The organism is Kumtagia sp., from assembly GCF_059502445.1.
The window spans coordinates 1-17,373 of record NZ_JCACER010000095.1 but is presented as its reverse complement, the minus strand read 5'-3'; the positions used below and the strand labels follow the sequence as shown (position 1 = coordinate 17,373).

Genomic DNA, 17,373 nt, shown 5'->3' with positions numbered 1-17,373 from the left:
CTGCCAATCTCCCCCCTTGCGGGGGAGATGTCCGGCAGGACAGAGGGGGGTGCGAAGGAGCACCGATACCTCCGATACGGCTGGACGAGGAACGCTGCGGACGCTTCTTCTAGCTGCTTGCCTTGCGCTTCTCACCGCCGCCGCCTCGGCCCAATCCCTAAAACCCTTCAAGGACGAGCTGTTCGCCTATCCCGGCATCCTGAAGAGCGAGGACGGCGGCGCCTACAGTGTGGTCGACTACAAGGAGGCGCGCGACATCGATGCCCGCGACGAGATTCCGGAACGACGGGCGCGCGGCAAATATGTCTCGACCGGCGTGCGCAAGGTGCAGAAGGATCTCGTGCTGCGCACCGACGCGGGAAACATCCGCCATTTCGCGGTGGGCACGCCCGCGAATGCGCGCTTCATCGCAATCTACCTGCACGGCCAGGGCGGCAGCCGCAAGCAGGGCGTAGACGACTTCACCTTCGGCGGCAATTTCAACCGCATCAAGAACCTGATGGCCGGTAATGGCGGGCTCTATCTCTCGCCGGATTTTTCCGACTTCGGCGCCAAGGGCGCGGCGCAGGTGTCGGCGCTGATCGCCCACTATGCCGGGCAGTCGCCTTCGGCAAAGATCTTCGTCGCCTGCGGCTCGATGGGCGGCGCTCTGTGCTGGCGGCTCGCCGACGACAAGGCGGTTGCCGGCCGCCTGTCCGGCCTGCTGCTGCTCGGCTCGCATTGGGACGAGACTTTTCTCGCCAGCGCCGCCTTCAGGCGCAAGGTGCCGGTGTTCTTCGGCCATGGCAGCCGCGACACGGTTTTTCCGGTCGACAAGCAGGAAGCCTTCTTCCGCTCGATCCTTGCCAGGACGCCGGGTTATCCCGCCCGCTTCGTGCGCTTCCAGACCGGAACGCACGGTACGCCGATCCGCATGAGCGACTGGCGCGACACGCTCGACTGGATGCTGTCGCGGCAGCCGTGAAGCGGCTCACGGCCCGGTATGGAAATCCAGCACCGTCTCGGGATTGATCTCGCCGTCATAGGAGGCGTCGACGTCGTATTTGACCAGCGTGAACGTGCCGTCCCGCAACATCCAGGTGCCGGAGGACGAGGCATCGCCGACGCCGCGCCATTTGGCAGCCGACGTGATGCTCTTGCTGGCGTCGTCGTAGAAGGAGTTCACCAGCGCATCGTCGGTGCGGTAGCCGATGATCGTCATGCTCTCGACCTTGCCTTCGGAATCGTCGTTCTCGTAGCGGATGTCGAGCTCCGGCGTGGCGAAGTGCAACTCGCGCAGGCCCTCGACCTCGGTGTGCAGGTAATAGACGTGGCTCTCGTTGTAGGCGCCGGCGCCGCAGTAGAAGCGGAGCAGCCGCGCCGTGCTTTCCGGATCGTCCTCGGAGCCCGACGTGTAGCGGAACGGAATCGTGTAGCTCTCCGGCGCGTCGGTGCTGCCGTCCGGCCGGATCGCCGAGCATTCCGACGCATGCAGCGCCGCGAAAGCTTTTCGCGCCTGCTCGAGCACGGCGTCGCGCGGCTCCGGCGCAGGCCCGTCGCCGCATTTCGGCGGCAGCTTTTCCTCGAACGGCTGCTCGGACGGCTTCAGCTCGGCGCTCTCGATGATCATGCCGCGGAACGGCGGCTCCTGGATCTGCGGATTGACGAGGCGCGCCGTATAGCAGCCGGCGAAGACCTGCTCGCTGCCGTCCTTGTTGGTCGCCAGGATGGCGACGGGAAGCGCGAAGAAGGTGCTGCCGGCCGCGCCCTCGGCGCCCGGCTCGCCGGTCACGACCTGCACCGAAACGGTGTTCTCATAGCCCTTGGCGAATGTCGCGAAATCCTTCGACGGCTTCTTGTCGCCGAAATAGTCCCAGGCGCGGGCGAATTCGCCCCGGTCGATGGCGTTGTAGAAGGATTTGACGATCCCAGCCGCGTCGGAGCGATCGTCGAGATAGGCAGGCGGCTCGACGGTCTGGGCGAAGCTCGCGGTCGCCGCAAGCAGCGAGAACGCCGAGGTGCAAAATGCCGTCCGCATCGCCGAATCTCCGCAGGTCGGACCTTCAGCCTCGCCACGGAATGCGGCAGCGCCATGGCACTTGCGCTATCGGCCCGCGCATCCCTATCTGCGCCTGGGGCCGCTCCGGCCCGGCGGAGGAATTCTCATGACCATGTCCATGTACCGGGCCAGCGTGCCTGTGTTCCAGGCGCGGCTCAAGGGCCTTGCGCACTGCCTGCGGATCGCCGAGGCCAACGCGGCAGAACGCAAGATCGATCCGGCCGTGTTGCTGGCGGCGCGCCTGGCGCCCGACATGCTGTCGCTGACGCAGCAGGTGCAGATCGCCACCGACCATGCGAAAGGCGCGCCTTCGCGCTTGGCGGAGCGGGACATCGTCCGGTTCGAGGACGTCGAGAAGTCGTTTCCAGAGTTGCAGGCACGGATTGCCCGCACGCTCGACCTGCTCGACACCTTCGAGCCGGCGGAGATCGACGGCAGCGAGGAACGGGCGATCGAGATCAAGGGGCGGACGCGCGACCTGTCATTCACGGGCGCGGACTACCTGTTGCATTTCGCGCTGCCGAACTTCTATTTCCACGTGACCACGGCGTACGGCATCCTGCGGCACAATGGCGTACCGCTGGGCAAGCCGGATTTTCTCCGGCGCGACTGATGGCCCGCCTGCCCTTACGCCTCGGCGAAGCGGCGCGGCAGCCGCGGAAAATCGGCAGGCCGCACGTCGGTGTCGGTGCGGCCCGTCTCGCTGAGCGATTCGATGATGGCGCGGGCGACGCGGATACGGCCGATATCGCGCGGCCGCGGACGGGAGAAGAGTTCTGTGAAGAAACCCATGACAAGGCTCTTTTGATCTGTTCCTCCCGATCACACTATATAGGCGATTCGTGACGATTGTGCAGTGCAGCATGACGCAGGGCAGCCATGCGTTGCGCGGCGGCGACAAATGGGCGCAGCCGGAGCGGCCGATGCCGCGCAATTGTCTCAATTCCACCGGACGCTTCCATCGGAATCTTAACGCTCCGGCTATAGATCGTCCGGTATAGAGGGCAGTCACGGCTTACAACCTGTCATGGCAATGCTGGCGAACAAGGATTTTGCGTCGCTCCTGGACGAGCTGATCGCCACGCGCGATCAGTCGGTAGCGGCGGCGGCCGCGCCGTCCATTCCGTTCGACTATCTCGCCGTCGCCGAAGAGCTGCATTCCGGCCGCATCCGCGTTTCCGACGAGGCGGTGGCCGCGGAATATCACGATGCGGCGGGCGCCGAGCCGGCACAGGCGCTCGAGAGCCCGCCGGAGCTTCCGCTCGCCACCGAACCGGAGGCGATCGCCGCGGAACTCGGGCTCGAGCGCGCCGCGGCCGCGGACTTCGCCCGCATCCGCCGCCGCTTCGCCTTCGCCAACCATCCCGACCGCGTCGCCCCGCACCTGCGCGAGCGCGCGATGATCCGCATGCAGGTCGCCAACCGGCTGATCGACGATGCGGCGCGGCGCGCCCGCCCCGGCGACAAATCCGTCACCCCACGTTAAGACACCCGGCAATAGACTCGTCGCGCAACATCGCGGAGGTGCCGATGCGCGCTGCCCTTCTCGCCTGCCTTGCCGCCATGGCGATGCCTGCCGCCGCCTCGGCAGGCGACGCCTCCGACCTCGCCTTGCTCGGCTTCAGCGCCGACGGCGCGATCTTCGCCTTCGAGGAATACGGCATCCAGGACGGCTCCGGCTTCCCCTATGCCAACCGCTATTACATCGACACCGGCAAGGACGCCTTCCTGCCCGGCTCGCCGGTCCGCGTGCGCCTCGACGACGAGGGCCCGACGGTGCGGGCCGCCCGCGACGCGGCGCGCCAGAAAGGGGAAGCGATCATCGCCGATGCCGAACTGGCGGAAAACCCCGGCTACACCGCGGCGAAGAACGCGGTCGCCGAGCTTTCCGCCGATCCCTTCCGCGTCGTCGCCAATTCCAGCCCGACCTTCGCGCGGCCGTTCGATCCGATGGAGTTCCGCATCGAGGAATTTGCCGCCAAACCCGGCGCCACCTTCTGCCCCGAACCGGAGCAGATCAAGGGATTCCGGCTGACGAGCGTCGATTCCCGGCCGGGCGGCGTCACCAAACTCCTGCACGAGGACAAGGACGTGCCGGCCAGCCGCGGCTGCCCGCTCGGCTACCGCATCGGCGGCGTCCAAACCTATTTTCCCGAGGGCAAGCCGGGCATCGCGATGATTGTCGTCTCGGTGCGCTCCTTCGGCTTCGAAGGGCCGGACTATCGCTGGCTTGCCGTCGCGACCACGCTGCCGGACTAGGGATCGTGAGCGCGGCGCCGATCGACGCGGGTCTGGCCGGCGCAAGGCTGCCGGGCCTGCGCGCGCGCATCAGGCAGGCGTCGCCGTCCTGGCGGGTGGGAACCGCCGGCGCCGTCTTGTGGGCGGCCGCGATGGCTGCGAGCGCGGCAACGAACCTTACGCTCGCCGGCTGGGGCACCGGCCAGCATGTCGCCACGGTGGCGCTGGTCTTCGCGCTGGGCGCCGCCCTCGCCTTTCCGCTCGGCTTCGTCGCGGCCAATCTTCTCGCCGGCAAGCGGCATCCGGAAGCGCGCTTCGCCGCGGCATTGCTGTGCTTCACGGCCGCGACGCTCGGCATCACCGCCGGGTTCTATGCGCTCGACTACCGGCAATATTACGCGAACTGGCATGCAGAGCCGCTGTCGGCGGTCTGGCTGATCCAGCTCGCCTTCACCACAGCCGGGGCGCTGGTGCAATTCGCCGTCACCGGCGTCCGCCTCTATTTCCCCATCGGCTTCCTCGCCCTGCTGCTGGTTTCGCTCTGGTTCGCGCGCCGCGCACGTTGAGCCGCGCCGCCGCCTCTGTTAGGACGCGGCAGGTTTTTTCGCAAAACGCAGGACCGATCGATGATCCCTCGCTATTCGCGGCCGGAAATGGTCGCCATCTGGTCGCCGGAGACGCGCTTCCGCATCTGGTTCGAGATCGAGGCGCATGCCTGCGACGCCCTCGCCGAGATCGGCGTGATCCCCAGGGAAGCGGCGAAGACCATCTGGGAAAAAGGCGGCGCGGCGAAATTCGACGTCGAGCGCATCGATGAGATCGAGCGCGTCACCAAACACGACGTCATCGCCTTCCTCACCCATCTCGCCGAATTCGTCGGGCCGGACGCCCGCTTCATCCACCAGGGCATGACCTCGTCCGACGTGCTCGACACCTGTCTCGCGGTGCAGCTGGCGCGCGCCAGCGACCTTCTGCTGGCCGACATCGACGCGCTGCTGACAGCCCTCAAGCGCCGCGCCTTCGAGCACAAGGACACCGTCACCATCGGCCGCAGCCACGGCATCCATGCCGAGCCGACCACCTTTGGCGTGAAACTGGCCCAGGCCTACGCGGAATTCGCGCGCTGCCGCGAGCGGCTGGTCAACGCCCGCGCCGAAATCGCCACCTGCGCCATCTCCGGCGCGGTCGGCACCTTCGCCAACATCGACCCGCGCGTCGAGGAGCATGTCGCCGAAAAGCTCGGGCTGACGCCGGAGCCGGTGTCGACGCAGGTCATCCCGCGCGACCGCCACGCCATGTTCTTCGCCACCCTCGGCGTCATCGCCTCGTCGATCGAGCGGCTGTCGGTCGAGATCCGCCACCTGCAGCGCACCGAAGTGCTGGAGGCGGAGGAATATTTCTCGCCGGGCCAGAAGGGCTCGTCGGCAATGCCGCACAAGCGCAACCCGGTGCTCACCGAAAACCTCACGGGCCTCGCCCGCATGGTGCGCTCCTACGCCCTGCCCGCGATGGAGAACGTGGCGCTGTGGCACGAGCGCGACATCTCGCATTCCTCGGTCGAGCGCATGATCGGTCCCGACGCGACGATCACGCTCGACTTCGCGCTGGCGCGGCTCACAGGGGTGATCGACAAGCTGGTCGTCTATCCCGACAACATGTCGAAGAATCTCAACAAGTTCCGCGGCCTCGTTCATTCCCAGCGCGTGCTCCTGGCGCTGACCCAGGCCGGCGTAAGCCGCGAGGACGCCTACCGGCTGGTGCAACGAAACGCCATGAAGGTGTGGGAGCAAGGCGCTGACTTCCTTGAGGAACTGCTCGCCGACAAGGAAGTGCGCGCGGCGTTGTCCGAAGAAGACATCCGCGAAAAATTCGACCTCGGCTACCACACCCGGCAGGTGGACACGATCTTCCGCAGGGTGTTCGGGTAAAACGGCGGCCTGCGCCTCCGCCGTGGTCTAGGGCGAGGCCGAGAGCCGGTCGCTTCGGTCAAATGCATGAGCAGCGAGGCTACGCTCGGGCTCCGGCCAAGCGGGCCGCTGCTCGGTCGCCCGCCAGCGCCTGCCCCCCGGTCCCGGGAACCGGCTCCGGTCCTGCCGCGTTTCTGGCGCGGTCCCACGGCCAAGGAGGGCTCGACATGAACGACGATCCGGCAGCCGACACAGGCAGTCCGAGCCGCGTTGTGTGGTTCGCGGCCGGCGCCCTGACGATCGCCGCCGCGCTGGCGCTCTTTCTCTATGTCGACGGCTTCTTCGCAGCCCGAGCCGAACTCGACGCGTCCGCCGGCTCATCCCGCACCATCATCGAGGGGCAGTAAGCGGTCAGGCCGGCACGATCCGGACGACGTTGCCCCACGGGTCCTCATGCACCGACTCCTTCGCCGCGGTCTTCGACCGGAATTCGACGAAGGACAGGCCCGAGCGGTCGGGATCGCGGTCTTTCGCGCCGGCGCTCTGCCAGGAGTTCGCGCCGACATGGTGGTGATAGCCGCCGGTCGACAAAAAGACCGCGCTGCCGCCCAGGCTCATGATCGTGTCGAAGCCGAGTTCGTCGTTCCACCAGCGCTCCGCCTCGCCGGCATTGCCGACGCGCAGATGGACGTGGCCGACCATGCTGCCCTCCGGGGCGCCGACCCATGGAGCGTCGCCCGGCCGCAATTCGCCGAGCAAATTGTCGACGTCGAGCCGCACCGTGCCGATCTTCAGCCCGCCGCCTTCGTAACTCCAGGCGTCGCGGGGCCGGTCGGCGTAGATCTCGATGCCGTTGCCTTCCGGGTCGGTCAGGTAGATCGCCTCGCTGACGAAATGGTCGGAGGCGCCGGTCACCTCGATGCGCCGGTCGATGGCGCGGCGAGTCCATTTCGCCAGGTCGAGGCGCGACGGCAGGAGGAAAGCCGTATGATAAAGCCCGGCGGCGCGTGGGTCGTCGGGGCGCGCGGCGCGAAACTCCTCGATCTCCAGCAGCGGCAGACCGCCTGCGCCGAGCACGATGACGCCGGGCCGGCGCGAGACCTCGTCCAGGCCGACCGCATCCTTGTAGTAGTCGGCGAGCGCGTTCACGTCGCGCGCCTTGATGCCGACCGCGGCGACGCTCACCGGCGCGTCGGCGGCAAAGGGAAGTTTGGTCATCGTCATCTCCGCTCCGGCAAATCCGGTCGCCGCATCGAGCGCCACCAGGCCGGCCGCACCGCAAAAACCGCGTCGCGATATCCGCATTCGATCCCCCGGCGCCTCTTCTTGTCGCTGCCAACATCGGGCTCTCCACCCGCGCGCGCAAGGGTGCAGACGGCGAACACGGTGTTCACCGTACGAGAACGACCGGCCGAACTGCCGTGCCAGCACCGTTGACAATCCCAGCCCCTGGCTTTGGCGGCGACGTTGCCAGCCTTGCCCGGTATCGCTAAACCCGCCGCATGAAGGTCAAGGACGCAGACATCCTCATCGTGCCCGGCTACACGAATTCCGGGCCGGAGCACTGGCAGAGCCGCTGGCAGCAAAAACTGTCGACGGCGCGCCGCGTCGAGCAGGCGGAATGGTCGAAACCCGTCCGCGACGACTGGACGCGGACGCTGGCCAACGCGGTGAACGAGGCCGAAAGGCCGGTCGTCATCGTCGCCCACTCGCTGGGCGTGGCGACGGTGGTGCAGGCGCTGCCGCTGTTCAGTCGCCAGGTGGCGGGGGCCTTCCTGGTCGCCCCGCCGGACGTGGCGAACCCGTCGATCCGGCCGAAACATCTGATGACGTTCGGGCCCTATCCCCGCGATCCCCTGCCCTTTCCGTCGATCGTCGCCTCCAGCAGCAACGACCCGTTCTGCCCGATCGAAGTGGCCGAGGATATTGCGGCGGCCTGGGGCTCGCTGTTCATCCACGCCGGCGAGGCCGGCCACATCAACGCCGAATCCGGCTACGGCCCCTGGCCGGAAGGCAGTATGGCCTTCGCCAATTTCATGACTCGGCTGGAGGCGTGAGCGGCGGTTGGATGTCGATCGCTCCGGCATGAACCAGGAGAGCGGCGCCGGCCACGACCTTAGGACACCCGCCCCTGTCTGGATCGGAGAAATGCATGCCCAAACATGTCGTCGTCGTCGGTGCCGGCATCGTCGGCGCATCGATCGCCTGGCATCTGGCGAAGGCCGGGTGCGCCGTCACCATCGTCGACGCGGACGACGGCGGCGGGCTGGCGACGCGCCATTCCTTCGCCTGGATCAATGCGAGCTGGGGCAATCCGAAATTCTATTTCGACTTCCGCAGGCGCGCCATGGCCGGCTGGCGGCGGCTGGAGCGCGACGTGCCGGGCCTTTCTGTCGACTGGTGCGGCGGCCTGATCTGGGACCTGCCGCCCGACGAACTTGACGCTTATGCCGACGAGCACGCAGGCTGGGGGTATGGCCTGCGCCGGGTCGACCGGGCGGAGGCGCAACGCATCGAGCCGAACCTGACCGCGCCGCCGGAGCAGGCCCTCCACGTCGCGGAGGAAGGCATGGTGGAGCCGGTCGCGGCGGCGCGGGCGCTGCTTGCCGGAGCGATCGCGTTGGGAGCGCGCTTCCTGCCGAACACGCCGGCGGCTGCGCTGCTGGAGCGGGGCGGCCGGGTGGCCGGTGTGCTCACCCAGACTGATGAAAGACTGGAAGCCGACGAGACGGTCGTCGCCACGGGTGTCGATACCGCGCGGCTGCTGGACAGCGTCGGCATCCGCCTCGCCGTGAACGCTCCGGCAGGGCTGATCGCGCATTCGACGGTCGCCGGCCAAAGACTGCTCAACGGGCTCGTGATGTCCCCGGATTTCCACGTCCGCCAGACGCGCGAAGGGCGGCTGATCGCCGGAACGGATTTTGCCGGCGGCGATCCCGGGGGGCGGGGACGGGAAATGGCGCTGGACTTGATCGAGCAGGTCAAGGTGATGATCGACGGGGCGTCAAACCTCGCGCTCGACTTTTTGACGGTCGGTCACCGGCCGACACCGGCGGACGGCTTTCCGGCGATCGGCCGCCCCGGCCCCGATGGTCTCTACGTGGCGGTGCTGCATTCCGGCATCACGCTGGCGCCGCTGGTCGGCGAGCTGGCCGCGCGCGAAATAGCCAGGGGTGAACGCGATGCGGACCTGGCGCCCTACGATCTCAGGCGGGCGGCGGTTGCGTAGCCGGCTCCTGTCTACTCCGCCGCCAGTCCGACATCCTGCGGCGGTTCGCCGGCGCGAAAATGGCTGGGCGGCGCGCCGATCACCCGCTTGAAGGCGCGGCTGAAGGAAGCTTCCGAATCGTAGCCCAGGCGTTTTGCCGCCACCGAAATCCGCATGCGGTCGCGCACCAGCCATTGCCGTGCCTGGTGCATGCGCACTTGCGCGACGTAGCGGGCCGGCGTCTCGCCCACCACGCTCGCGAACCGTTCGGCGAAACCCGAGCGCGAGGCGCCCATGATCTTGGCTAGCGCCGTCACCGTCCAGTCGCGGTGCGGCTCCAGATGGATGGCGGCGAGCACGCGCCCGACATCCGGGTTGCGCACCGCCGCGATCCAGCCGGTGGCGTCGCCGCAGCCCTTCTCCACCCACACCCGGATGATGCTGGCGGCGAGCACGTCGGCGAGCCTCGCCAGCATGCCGCCGGCGCCGACGCGGTCCATCGTCACCTCCCGCGCCATCGCTTCCAGCAGGAAGGCGATGTTCGGCTCGACCGCGGCCAGTTCGTGCACCCACATTACGTCCGGCATCATGCTGAGCAGCGGATGCAGGCTGTCGACGTTGAAATGCATGCTGCCGCAGAACAGCAGCGTCACCTCCCCCTCGCCGCCGCCGCAGACGTCGAAGACGTTGCCGCAGATCGGCTTGACCTCGTAGCGCTGGATCGGCAGCGCGCTCACGTCCGGCTTGCTCGCCAGAATGTGCTCGGCGCCGCGCGGCAGCAGAACCGCGTCGCCGGTCTTGAGCTCGACCCAATCCTTGCAGGGGGTGAGCAGCCAGCAGCGATGCCTGCCGATGAAATGAAAACGTGCCGCCGCCTGTGCGGGAAACAGGATCGCCCACGGCTCCGTCATCTGGCAGCGGCCGTAGTCGACCCCGTCCAGCCGCAAGCCCCGCAGCATCTCGGTCAGCGGATCGCCGGCTTCGATCCCGATAGATTTGGACGAATGATCAAGCATTTTGGCTTCCCTAGCATGGAAGCTCCAACCGGTCACTTCCTATTTTGCGCTGCACAACCTCCTGGAGTGACCCCATGTCCGATTCCCTGTCCGCCGCGGCCGCCGAAGAGGCAATCGAGGCGTCCGACGAGCCCGTCGAGCGCAGCGAGGCGCTGTGGGCCGCCGTCGTCTCCCTGTCGCTCGGCGTGTTCGGCTTGGTCACGGCGGAATTCCTGCCGGCCAGCCTGCTCACCCCAATCGCCGCCGATCTCGGCATCAGCAACGGCGCGGCCGGCCAGGCGGTGACGGCGACGGCCGTGGTCGGCGCCATCGCAGCGCCCACCACCGCCATCCTCACCAAGGGCATCGACCGCCGCCTGGTGATGTGGACATTCACGCTGCTGCTGATCGTCTCCAGCATTCTCGCCGCCACGGCGTCCGGACTGGTCACGCTACTGGTGGCGCGCGTCGTGCTCGGCGTGGCGCTCGGCGGCTTCTGGTCGATGGCCGGCGCCATGGCGATGCGTCTCGTTCCCTCCCATCTGATGCCGCGGGCGCTTTCGATCGTCTTCACCGGCGTCTCGGTCGCCACCGTCTGCGCCGCGCCGGTCGGCGCCTATGTCGGCGATTTGTGGGGCTGGCGCATGGCTTTCGCGCTGGCCGCCGGCATCGGCGTGGTCACGCTTGTCGTGCAGATGCTGAGCATCCCGCGCCTGCCGCCGGTCGGCGCGCCGGGCCTGGCGTCGCTGGCCAAGATGCTCCGCCGGCCGAGCGTCAGCATGGCACTGCTCGCCACGCTGCTGATCGCGTCGGGCCATTTCGCCGGCTTCACCTATGTCCGGCCGTTCCTCGAGGAGGTGCCGGCGCTCGACATCGAGACCATCTCCTTCGTGCTGCTCGCCTTCGGCATCGGCGGCTTCTTCGGCAACCTCTTCGGCGGCTTCCTGATCGAGCGCAGCCTCAAGGCCGACATTGGCACTGGCGCCCTGGCGATTGCCGCGGCGGCGCTGGTGCTGGTGCTGCTCGGCAGTTCCGGATGGCTGTCGGCCGGCGCCGTCACGCTGTGGGGCTTCGCCTTCGGCATGCTGCCGGTCGGGCTGCAGACCTGGATCGTACGGGCGGCACCCGACCAGGCCGAGAGCGCCGGCGGGCTGCTGGTCACCGCCTTCCAGGTGGCGATCGCCGGCGGCGCCATCTTCGGCGGCCTGCTGGTCGACGGTTTCGGCCCACTCGGCGCCTTCATCTATGCCGGCACGGCGATGCTTGCCGGCGCGCTGCTGGTGTTCTCGCTCGGCGCGAGAAGTTTGCCGCGGGCGGGTTAGGCCTTGCCGATCGACTCGCTGATCGCTCCGAGCTGCGCGGCCGCGCCGCGCGCGATCAGCTGGCCCTCGCTGCCGGTCGCCAGCAGCCGGTAGCCCATCTTGACGAAGCGGCCGGCTATCGCCGGATCGATGACGTAGATGCCCGTGAACTTTCCGGCGGCGCGGGCGCGCGCCGCCACCGAGGCCACCGTCTCCATCATGTCCTCGAGCGTCGAGTTGACGGTCTTGCCGCGGCTCCAAGCGATCGAGAAGTCGGACGGGCCGAGGAAGACCGCATCGATGCCCGGCACGGCCAGAATGTCGTCCAGCGCGTCAAGCGCGCTGCGCGTCTCGATCATGGCGAAGGAGACGGTGCGCTTGTTGCTCTCCTCCAGCCATTGCTGCTGCGTGCCCTGCCCGTACCGCGGCATGGCGAAGGTCGGCCCCCACGAGCGCTCGCCGACCGGCGGATATTTCATCGCCGCGGCGAAGCGGCGGGCGTCCTCGGCCGAGTTCACCATCGGGGCGATCACGGCATCGGCGCCGAAATCCAGCGCCCGGCTGGCCATGTCGAAACGGCCGACCGGGATGCGCACGATGGCCGGCTTCCCAGCCCGCTTGATCGGCACGATTCCCCGCAGGACGCTGTCCTCGTGATGGCCGCCATGCTGCATGTCGAGCGTCACGGCGTCGAAGGGTTGGGCCGCAAGGATCTCGACGGTCAGCGCATCGGGCACCCCCGACCATGCGGTGACGACGGGCTTGTCTTCGGCCAGCCGGTCGATCAGGGTCATCCGCTTCCTCCGTTCCAAGGTGGGCCGTAGATTGACCCGGGTGCGGCGAAAAAGGCAAAGAAAAACCGCCCGGCGAGCGGGCGGTCGATTGGTCCAGGCGACAGCTGCTAGCTGTTCTTCACCGCTTCGACGGCCTGCGCCATCAATTCTTCCATGGTGCGGCGGATCTGGTGGTCCGACTGGTCGACGCCGGCGGCGTCGAAATCCTTGCGGACCTTTCGGAACACGTCGTGATCGCCGGCCTCCTCGAAATCCGAGGCGACGACCTCCTTGGCATAGGCCTCGGCGTCGGCGCCGGTCTTGCCCAGCTTCTCGGCGGCCCACAGCCCGAGCAGCTTGTTGCGGCGGGCGGTGGCCCTGAAGCGCTGCTCCTCGTCTATCGCGAACTTGCGCTCGAAGCCTTCCTCGCGGTCCTTCATGCTGGTCATGGCAAATCCTCCGGCTGGGAATCCGATTCGTCGGATCCCATATAAGCTGTCCAAGCTGCACAAACCAAAACGCCGCGGCGGGGTCAATATCGACGGGCATGCTGCGCTGCGGCAAATGGCGGCGGAAAGCCGTCGACTGCGCGGAATTGCCAATTGAGGAAAGACCGCGATTACGATAGAGACCGCCGTTGAAACCCATCATCGCGAAATTGCAGCGCGACTCGGAGGGTAGGGTTATGATCCGCCTTCCAGCAAATCCAGAGAACCCGCTATGAAAAATCGCCGCCGAATCTACGAAGGCAAGGCCAAGATCCTTTATGAGGGACCCGAACCGGGCACGCTCATCCAGTTTTTCAAGGACGACGCCACCGCTTTCAACAAGAAGAAGCACGAGATCGTCGACGGCAAGGGTGTCATCAACAACCGCATTTCCGAGCATATTTTCAATCACCTGAACCGGATGGGCATCCCGACCCACTTCATCCGCCGCATCAACATGCGCGAGCAGCTGATCAAGGAAGTCGAGATCATCCCGCTGGAAGTGGTGGTGCGCAACATCGCCGCCGGCTCGCTGGCCAAGCGCCTCGGCATCGAGGAAGGCACGGTGCTGCCGCGCTCGATCATCGAGTTCTATTACAAGGCCGACGCGCTCGACGACCCGATGGTGTCGGAAGAGCACATCACCGCCTTCGGCTGGGCCTCCCCGCAGGAGATCGACGACATCATGGCGCTCGCCATCCGCGTCAACGATTTCCTCTCCGGCCTCTTCCTCGGCGTCGGCATCCAGCTCGTCGACTTCAAGATGGAGTGCGGCCGCCTCTACGAGGGCGACATGATGCGCATCGTGGTCGCCGACGAGATTTCGCCGGACTCCTGCCGGCTGTGGGACGTGGCCACCCAGGACAAGCTCGACAAGGACCGATTTCGCCGCGACATGGGCGGACTGGTGGAGGCTTATCAGGAGGTCGCCCGTCGCCTCGGCATCATGAACGAGAACGAGCCGCCGCGTCCGGCAGGGCCCATCCTCGTCGCCTCCTCCGGCACCGGCAAGGGCAAGCCGCACTGAGCGGCCGCTTCACCTTCTCTTCGTAGTCAGTCAAGGAACGACAGTCCCGTGATCAAGGCCCGCGTCACCGTCACCCTCAAGACCGGCGTGCTCGACCCGCAAGGCAAGGCGATCGAGGGGGCGCTGGGCACACTGGGCTTTTCCGACGTCGGCCAGGTGCGCCAGGGCAAGGTCTTCGACGTCGAGCTGCAAAGCACGGACGCGGCGAAGGCCGAGGCCGACCTCAAGGCCATGTGCGAGAAGCTGTTGGCCAACACGGTGATCGAGAATTATAGTGTGACGCTTATCTGAGGTTGTGCCCAGAGGGCGCGATGGCGGAAATTGATGGTAACCTGCTCTACGAGATTCTGAAGAGCGTCCAGCACGACGTCCGGCAGCTCAAGGATGGGCAGGCCGAACTCAAGCAGGAGCTGATTTCGATTCGTCTGCAGCAGCTTGGCATGCAGAACGATATTCATAACATCTATGCCATGCTCGCGCGAAGTGATCAGCGTTTGGAGCGAATCGAAAATCGGCTTGAACTGCGTGAACTCGCCGAACCTCAGCGGCCGTTCGATCCGAGAACGTAGACGGACTTCAACCTGCATCGAAAGTTGCAGCCGGCATGGCGGAAGTGACGAACGACCTGATTTACGGGATGCTAAAGCTAGTCCACGCCAATCTCGCGGAAGTGAAGTTCGACGTGCACGAACTGAAGAAGCGGATGACCGGCGCCGAAGATGCGCTCGCCGGTGTGAACCGTCGACTGGACCGTCAGGACGACCGGCTGGAGCGCATCGAGCGCCGACTCGATCTTCACGAACTCGCCGAAACGCAAAAACCCTACGAGCCCAAATGAAATCCGCCGTCGTCCTGCTCCCCGGCCTCAACCGCGACCGCGACATGATCGCGGCACTGACGAAGATTTCCGGCCACGCGCCGGTCACCGTCTGGCAGACCGAGACGGAGATTCCCGACGTCGACCTGATCGTCATCCCCGGCGGCTTCTCCTATGGCGACTATCTGCGCTGCGGCGCCATCGGCGCGCGCAAGCCGGTGATGCGGGCCGTCGCCGAGAAGGCAAAAAAGGGCGTGCCGGTGATCGGCGTGTGCAACGGCTTCCAGATTCTTCTTGAGGCCGGCCTGCTGCCGGGCGCGCTGATGCGCAACACCTCGCTGAAATTCGTCTGCCGCGAGGTGAAGATGTCGGTGGCCAACGCCAACACGCGGTTCACCCGCAACTATGCGCCCGGCCAGATCATCCGTACGCCGGTCGCCCATCACGACGGCAACTACTTCGCCGATCCTGAGACCCTCGCCCGCATCGAGGGCGAGGGTCAGGTGGTGTTCCGCTATGCCGAAAACACCAATCCCAACGGCTCGATCAACGACATCGCCGGCATCATGAACGAGAGCGGCAACGTGCTCGGCCTGATGCCGCATCCGGAGGACCTGATCGAGGCGGCGCATGGCGGCATCGACGGGCGCGGCCTGTTCGAAAGCGCGCTCGGCATCAAGGCCGCCGCCTGACCAACCTACCCTCCAGACCTTCCCGCACCCCAACCAGGACCCTGCCGATGCGATTTGTCCTCGTCGCCCTGCCCGTCCTGGTGCTGGCGCTGGCGGCCTGCCAAGCGCAGGCGCCCAAAAGCGGCGGCGGTGGCAGCGGCGGCAAGAGCGCGGCGCTGCGCGCCATGGAGACGGTGGCGATCGCCGCGCACAAATGCTGGTTCGCCTCGAAGGACCCGGCCTTCCGGTCCTATCGCTTCGCCAACGAGCTGAACTCTATGACCGGCCAGCCGCGCTTCCTGCTGGTGCCCGCCAAGGATTTCGGCGGGCGTCCGCTGCTGGTCGTCCAGGCCACGGGCAATTCGTCCAGGGTCGACGCCTTCGGGCCACTGCTTTCGGAGCCGCTCGGGGCGCGCATCTCGGGCGATCTCGGCCGCTGGACCAGGGGCGACACGTCCTGCGGCGCCGCCGCCTGATCGCATGGGCCGGTTGCTCCAGCTCGCAGGATTGATCGTCGGGGCGGGCGGCCTCGCCCTGCAGGCGGCGATCACGATACCGGCGTCGATCGAGGCGGGTCGTGGACCGATTGCCTCGATGGTCTTCTTCCTGAGCTTCTTCACCATCCTGACCAACTTCGGCGCTGTCTTCGTGCACGCGGCGTCGCTGTTCGGCTCCGGCCGCGACGGGCCACCGTTCTTCGCCCGGCCGCGGGTGCGTGCCGGCGTAGTCGTCGCCATGACCGTGGTGCTGATCGTCTACGCCACCATGCTTGCGCATCTCTGGCAGCCGCAAGGGCTCTTCCTGCTCTGCGACATCCTCCTGCACTATGTCACGCCGGTCCTGTTCGTCGGCTGGTGGCTGCTTTTCGGTGCCGATGGGTCTTCTCGCTGGCGCGACATCCCGTTCTGGCTGATCTATCCCTTCGCCTATCTCGCCTATGTGCTGGCGCGGGCGCCGCTCGCCGGCGAAGTGCCCTACCCGTTCCTGGATGTCGGCACGAACGGCATCGGCGGCGTCGCCGCGATGGCCTTTGCGGTCGCGGCGTTGTTCGCGGTGCTCGGCATTCTGGCCGTGCTCGTCGACGGCGCGATCGGCCGACGCCGCGCAGCGGCCGCCGGGCTGACCTGACATTCCCGTTTCCGGCAGCATCCGTCGCCGCCACGCCGCGAAAAAATCCGCGATGGCCATCCACCTTAGCTGTCCGCGTCCGGAGGGCGCAATCACGACGTGTCGGGCGGCTCCAGCGCCCACTGGGCAAGCCCGTGCAGGACGTCCAGAACCTCGTGCACCTCATGAACGGGCTTTTTTCGCTGCCAGCCCGGCGGCCGGCCGGGCTTCAGCGGCGAGAAGCGGCCGAACCGGCGCGCGCAGCCGGTTTCCCGCTCGCGCGCCAGGGCAGCGTCGCGGCGCGCCCGCCAGCGGGCGAAGCGTCTGGCCTGGCCGGGCAGGTCGTCGAGCGCCGCAGCCAGCGCCCATAGCCGCGCGTCCAGCCGCCTCGCGTCGATCGGATCTTTGGGCGACCAGGCGGGGATGCGGAACGGCTCGCTGTAGCCGGGACAGGAGATGCGCGGCACGCCCCTGGGCGCCCGCCGCGGGCGGCGGTTCCAGGGTTTTAGCGGATCGAGCAGAGGCAGGGTCGCGCGCCGGGCGCGGGTTTTCGGCCGCGCCGGCATGCGGACGGGGCCGGCCCCGGGCCGGAATTTTGGCTGCGGTTTCTGCCGGGGCGGCGGCAGGGTCACGACGAGGCCGCGTGCGGCCACGACGATGAGCCGCCGCACCGCCGCTTCGGCGGGGCGCAGCAGCCGGAGTATGGCGCGGTGGAGGCGGCGGGGAAGGGTAAGCGACGGGTCAAGTGCCGGGGACAGTTTTACCCCGACTCCCTGGAGACCCGAAGAACGGCGTTGACGTTG

The 17,373-nt window shown here is 67.2% G+C and carries 24 protein-coding genes; 17 read left to right on the top strand and 7 right to left on the bottom strand.

Features of this window, described 5'->3' with window-relative positions:
* Positions 1 to 94 precede the first annotated feature (94 nt).
* Positions 95 to 964: an alpha/beta hydrolase gene (locus AC5JDC_RS24200; RefSeq protein WP_495845343.1), complete on the top strand. Its 870-nt coding sequence runs from the start codon at positions 95 to 97 to the stop codon at positions 962 to 964.
* Positions 965 to 970: 6 nt separating this feature from the next.
* Here the strand turns inward: AC5JDC_RS24200 and AC5JDC_RS24195 are convergent, their stop codons facing one another.
* A complete protein-coding gene (locus AC5JDC_RS24195) occupies positions 971 to 2,017 on the bottom strand; it encodes a DUF1176 domain-containing protein (RefSeq protein WP_495845339.1) in 1,047 nt (348 codons plus the stop codon).
* Positions 2,018 to 2,144: 127 nt separating this feature from the next.
* Here AC5JDC_RS24195 and AC5JDC_RS24190 point away from each other — a divergent pair, with 127 nt between their 5' ends.
* Positions 2,145 to 2,651: a DUF1993 domain-containing protein gene (locus AC5JDC_RS24190; protein WP_495845341.1), complete on the top strand. Its 507-nt coding sequence runs from the start codon at positions 2,145 to 2,147 to the stop codon at positions 2,649 to 2,651.
* Between the two features lie 14 nt (positions 2,652 to 2,665).
* Here AC5JDC_RS24190 and AC5JDC_RS24185 read toward each other — a convergent pair whose 3' ends face one another.
* Positions 2,666 to 2,830, bottom strand: a complete 165-nt coding sequence (locus AC5JDC_RS24185; RefSeq protein ID WP_495845337.1) for a hypothetical protein — start codon at positions 2,828 to 2,830, stop codon at positions 2,666 to 2,668.
* Between the two features lie 235 nt (positions 2,831 to 3,065).
* Here AC5JDC_RS24185 and AC5JDC_RS24180 point away from each other — a divergent pair, with 235 nt between their 5' ends.
* The 5 genes from AC5JDC_RS24180 (at position 3,066) to AC5JDC_RS24160 (ending at position 6,590) form a co-directional block, all read left to right on the top strand.
* Positions 3,066 to 3,524: a hypothetical protein gene (locus tag AC5JDC_RS24180; RefSeq protein WP_495845335.1), complete on the top strand. Its 459-nt coding sequence runs from the start codon at positions 3,066 to 3,068 to the stop codon at positions 3,522 to 3,524.
* Between the two features lie 44 nt (positions 3,525 to 3,568).
* Positions 3,569 to 4,297, top strand: a complete 729-nt coding sequence (locus AC5JDC_RS24175; RefSeq protein ID WP_495845333.1) for a DUF2259 domain-containing protein — start codon at positions 3,569 to 3,571, stop codon at positions 4,295 to 4,297.
* A gap of 5 nt (positions 4,298 to 4,302) precedes the next feature.
* Positions 4,303 to 4,842, top strand: coding sequence for a hypothetical protein (locus tag AC5JDC_RS24170; RefSeq protein ID WP_495845331.1), 540 nt, complete (start codon positions 4,303 to 4,305; stop codon positions 4,840 to 4,842).
* A gap of 60 nt (positions 4,843 to 4,902) precedes the next feature.
* A complete protein-coding gene (gene purB, locus AC5JDC_RS24165) occupies positions 4,903 to 6,204 on the top strand; it encodes an adenylosuccinate lyase (RefSeq protein ID WP_495845329.1) in 1,302 nt (433 codons plus the stop codon).
* A 206-nt stretch (positions 6,205 to 6,410) separates the two neighbouring features.
* Positions 6,411 to 6,590: a hypothetical protein gene (locus AC5JDC_RS24160; RefSeq protein WP_106770146.1), complete on the top strand. Its 180-nt coding sequence runs from the start codon at positions 6,411 to 6,413 to the stop codon at positions 6,588 to 6,590.
* Positions 6,591 to 6,594: 4 nt separating this feature from the next.
* On the opposite strand, the gene AC5JDC_RS24155 is transcribed toward AC5JDC_RS24160, so the two are convergent.
* Complete coding sequence (locus AC5JDC_RS24155) at positions 6,595 to 7,488, bottom strand: VOC family protein (RefSeq protein WP_495845327.1); 894 nt, start codon at positions 7,486 to 7,488, stop codon at positions 6,595 to 6,597.
* 197 nt (positions 7,489 to 7,685) lie between these two features.
* Between AC5JDC_RS24155 and AC5JDC_RS24150 the strand changes: the two genes are divergently transcribed.
* A complete protein-coding gene (locus AC5JDC_RS24150) occupies positions 7,686 to 8,240 on the top strand; it encodes an RBBP9/YdeN family alpha/beta hydrolase (protein ID WP_106770148.1) in 555 nt (184 codons plus the stop codon).
* Between the two features lie 95 nt (positions 8,241 to 8,335).
* Positions 8,336 to 9,412, top strand: a complete 1,077-nt coding sequence (locus AC5JDC_RS24145; protein ID WP_495845325.1) for an NAD(P)/FAD-dependent oxidoreductase — start codon at positions 8,336 to 8,338, stop codon at positions 9,410 to 9,412.
* 11 nt (positions 9,413 to 9,423) lie between these two features.
* On the opposite strand, the gene AC5JDC_RS24140 is transcribed toward AC5JDC_RS24145, so the two are convergent.
* Positions 9,424 to 10,407 carry an AraC family transcriptional regulator gene (locus AC5JDC_RS24140; protein ID WP_495845323.1) on the bottom strand — a complete coding sequence of 328 codons (984 nt, stop codon included), beginning with the start codon at positions 10,405 to 10,407 and terminating at the stop codon, positions 9,424 to 9,426.
* 74 nt (positions 10,408 to 10,481) lie between these two features.
* Here AC5JDC_RS24140 and AC5JDC_RS24135 point away from each other — a divergent pair, with 74 nt between their 5' ends.
* A complete protein-coding gene (locus AC5JDC_RS24135) occupies positions 10,482 to 11,708 on the top strand; it encodes an MFS transporter (RefSeq protein WP_495845320.1) in 1,227 nt (408 codons plus the stop codon).
* Here AC5JDC_RS24135 and AC5JDC_RS24130 read toward each other — a convergent pair.
* Positions 11,705 to 12,481 (bottom strand): HpcH/HpaI aldolase family protein, encoded by a 777-nt coding sequence (locus AC5JDC_RS24130; protein WP_495845318.1) that lies wholly within the window; start codon positions 12,479 to 12,481, stop codon positions 11,705 to 11,707. The genes AC5JDC_RS24135 and AC5JDC_RS24130 overlap by 4 nt on opposite strands.
* A gap of 107 nt (positions 12,482 to 12,588) precedes the next feature.
* Positions 12,589 to 12,909 (bottom strand): DUF1476 domain-containing protein, encoded by a 321-nt coding sequence (locus AC5JDC_RS24125; RefSeq protein WP_106770153.1) that lies wholly within the window; start codon positions 12,907 to 12,909, stop codon positions 12,589 to 12,591.
* Between the two features lie 271 nt (positions 12,910 to 13,180).
* On the opposite strand from AC5JDC_RS24125, the gene purC reads away from it, so the two are divergent.
* The 7 genes from purC to AC5JDC_RS24090 are packed head-to-tail and all read left to right on the top strand — an operon-like array spanning position 13,181 to position 16,591.
* Entirely contained in the window at positions 13,181 to 13,975 is a 795-nt protein-coding gene (gene purC / locus AC5JDC_RS24120; protein ID WP_106770154.1) for a phosphoribosylaminoimidazolesuccinocarboxamide synthase, read from the top strand.
* Between the two features lie 48 nt (positions 13,976 to 14,023).
* Complete coding sequence (gene purS, locus AC5JDC_RS24115; protein WP_495845316.1) at positions 14,024 to 14,266, top strand: phosphoribosylformylglycinamidine synthase subunit PurS; 243 nt, start codon at positions 14,024 to 14,026, stop codon at positions 14,264 to 14,266.
* 20 nt (positions 14,267 to 14,286) lie between these two features.
* Positions 14,287 to 14,544, top strand: a complete 258-nt coding sequence (locus AC5JDC_RS24110) for a hypothetical protein (protein WP_495845314.1) — start codon at positions 14,287 to 14,289, stop codon at positions 14,542 to 14,544.
* A 35-nt stretch (positions 14,545 to 14,579) separates the two neighbouring features.
* Positions 14,580 to 14,813, top strand: coding sequence for a hypothetical protein (locus AC5JDC_RS24105; RefSeq protein WP_106770156.1), 234 nt, complete (start codon positions 14,580 to 14,582; stop codon positions 14,811 to 14,813).
* Positions 14,810 to 15,484, top strand: a complete 675-nt coding sequence (purQ, locus tag AC5JDC_RS24100) for a phosphoribosylformylglycinamidine synthase subunit PurQ (protein ID WP_106770157.1) — start codon at positions 14,810 to 14,812, stop codon at positions 15,482 to 15,484. The genes AC5JDC_RS24105 and purQ overlap by 4 nt, the downstream gene beginning before the upstream one ends.
* 47 nt (positions 15,485 to 15,531) lie before the next feature.
* Positions 15,532 to 15,939: a hypothetical protein gene (locus tag AC5JDC_RS24095; RefSeq protein ID WP_495845312.1), complete on the top strand. Its 408-nt coding sequence runs from the start codon at positions 15,532 to 15,534 to the stop codon at positions 15,937 to 15,939.
* A 4-nt stretch (positions 15,940 to 15,943) separates the two neighbouring features.
* On the top strand, positions 15,944 to 16,591 hold the full coding sequence (locus AC5JDC_RS24090; protein WP_495845310.1) for a Pr6Pr family membrane protein: 648 nt from the start codon (positions 15,944 to 15,946) through the stop codon (positions 16,589 to 16,591).
* Positions 16,592 to 16,683: 92 nt separating this feature from the next.
* Here the strand turns inward: AC5JDC_RS24090 and AC5JDC_RS24085 are convergent.
* On the bottom strand, positions 16,684 to 17,373 hold a 690-nt coding region (locus AC5JDC_RS24085; protein ID WP_495845308.1), incomplete at its 5' end, for a hypothetical protein.

Coding starts and splice junctions, on each gene's coding strand:
- AC5JDC_RS24105 (WP_106770156.1), top strand. CDS start 14,580: ATGGCGGAAGTGACGAACGACCTGATTTACGGGATGCTAAAGCTAGTC.
- AC5JDC_RS24185 (WP_495845337.1), bottom strand. CDS start 2,830: ATGGGTTTCTTCACAGAACTCTTCTCCCGTCCGCGGCCGCGCGATATC.
- AC5JDC_RS24180 (WP_495845335.1), top strand. CDS start 3,066: ATGGCAATGCTGGCGAACAAGGATTTTGCGTCGCTCCTGGACGAGCTG.
- AC5JDC_RS24175 (WP_495845333.1), top strand. CDS start 3,569: ATGCGCGCTGCCCTTCTCGCCTGCCTTGCCGCCATGGCGATGCCTGCC.
- purQ (WP_106770157.1), top strand. CDS start 14,810: ATGAAATCCGCCGTCGTCCTGCTCCCCGGCCTCAACCGCGACCGCGAC.
- AC5JDC_RS24090 (WP_495845310.1), top strand. CDS start 15,944: ATGGGCCGGTTGCTCCAGCTCGCAGGATTGATCGTCGGGGCGGGCGGC.
- AC5JDC_RS24155 (WP_495845327.1), bottom strand. CDS start 7,488: ATGCGGATATCGCGACGCGGTTTTTGCGGTGCGGCCGGCCTGGTGGCG.
- AC5JDC_RS24140 (WP_495845323.1), bottom strand. CDS start 10,407: ATGCTTGATCATTCGTCCAAATCTATCGGGATCGAAGCCGGCGATCCG.
- AC5JDC_RS24130 (WP_495845318.1), bottom strand. CDS start 12,481: ATGACCCTGATCGACCGGCTGGCCGAAGACAAGCCCGTCGTCACCGCA.
- AC5JDC_RS24195 (WP_495845339.1), bottom strand. CDS start 2,017: ATGCGGACGGCATTTTGCACCTCGGCGTTCTCGCTGCTTGCGGCGACC.
- AC5JDC_RS24145 (WP_495845325.1), top strand. CDS start 8,336: ATGCCCAAACATGTCGTCGTCGTCGGTGCCGGCATCGTCGGCGCATCG.
- purC (WP_106770154.1), top strand. CDS start 13,181: ATGAAAAATCGCCGCCGAATCTACGAAGGCAAGGCCAAGATCCTTTAT.
- AC5JDC_RS24110 (WP_495845314.1), top strand. CDS start 14,287: ATGGCGGAAATTGATGGTAACCTGCTCTACGAGATTCTGAAGAGCGTC.
- purB (WP_495845329.1), top strand. CDS start 4,903: ATGATCCCTCGCTATTCGCGGCCGGAAATGGTCGCCATCTGGTCGCCG.
- AC5JDC_RS24150 (WP_106770148.1), top strand. CDS start 7,686: ATGAAGGTCAAGGACGCAGACATCCTCATCGTGCCCGGCTACACGAAT.
- AC5JDC_RS24190 (WP_495845341.1), top strand. CDS start 2,145: ATGACCATGTCCATGTACCGGGCCAGCGTGCCTGTGTTCCAGGCGCGG.
- AC5JDC_RS24095 (WP_495845312.1), top strand. CDS start 15,532: ATGCGATTTGTCCTCGTCGCCCTGCCCGTCCTGGTGCTGGCGCTGGCG.
- AC5JDC_RS24160 (WP_106770146.1), top strand. CDS start 6,411: ATGAACGACGATCCGGCAGCCGACACAGGCAGTCCGAGCCGCGTTGTG.
- AC5JDC_RS24135 (WP_495845320.1), top strand. CDS start 10,482: ATGTCCGATTCCCTGTCCGCCGCGGCCGCCGAAGAGGCAATCGAGGCG.
- AC5JDC_RS24125 (WP_106770153.1), bottom strand. CDS start 12,909: ATGACCAGCATGAAGGACCGCGAGGAAGGCTTCGAGCGCAAGTTCGCG.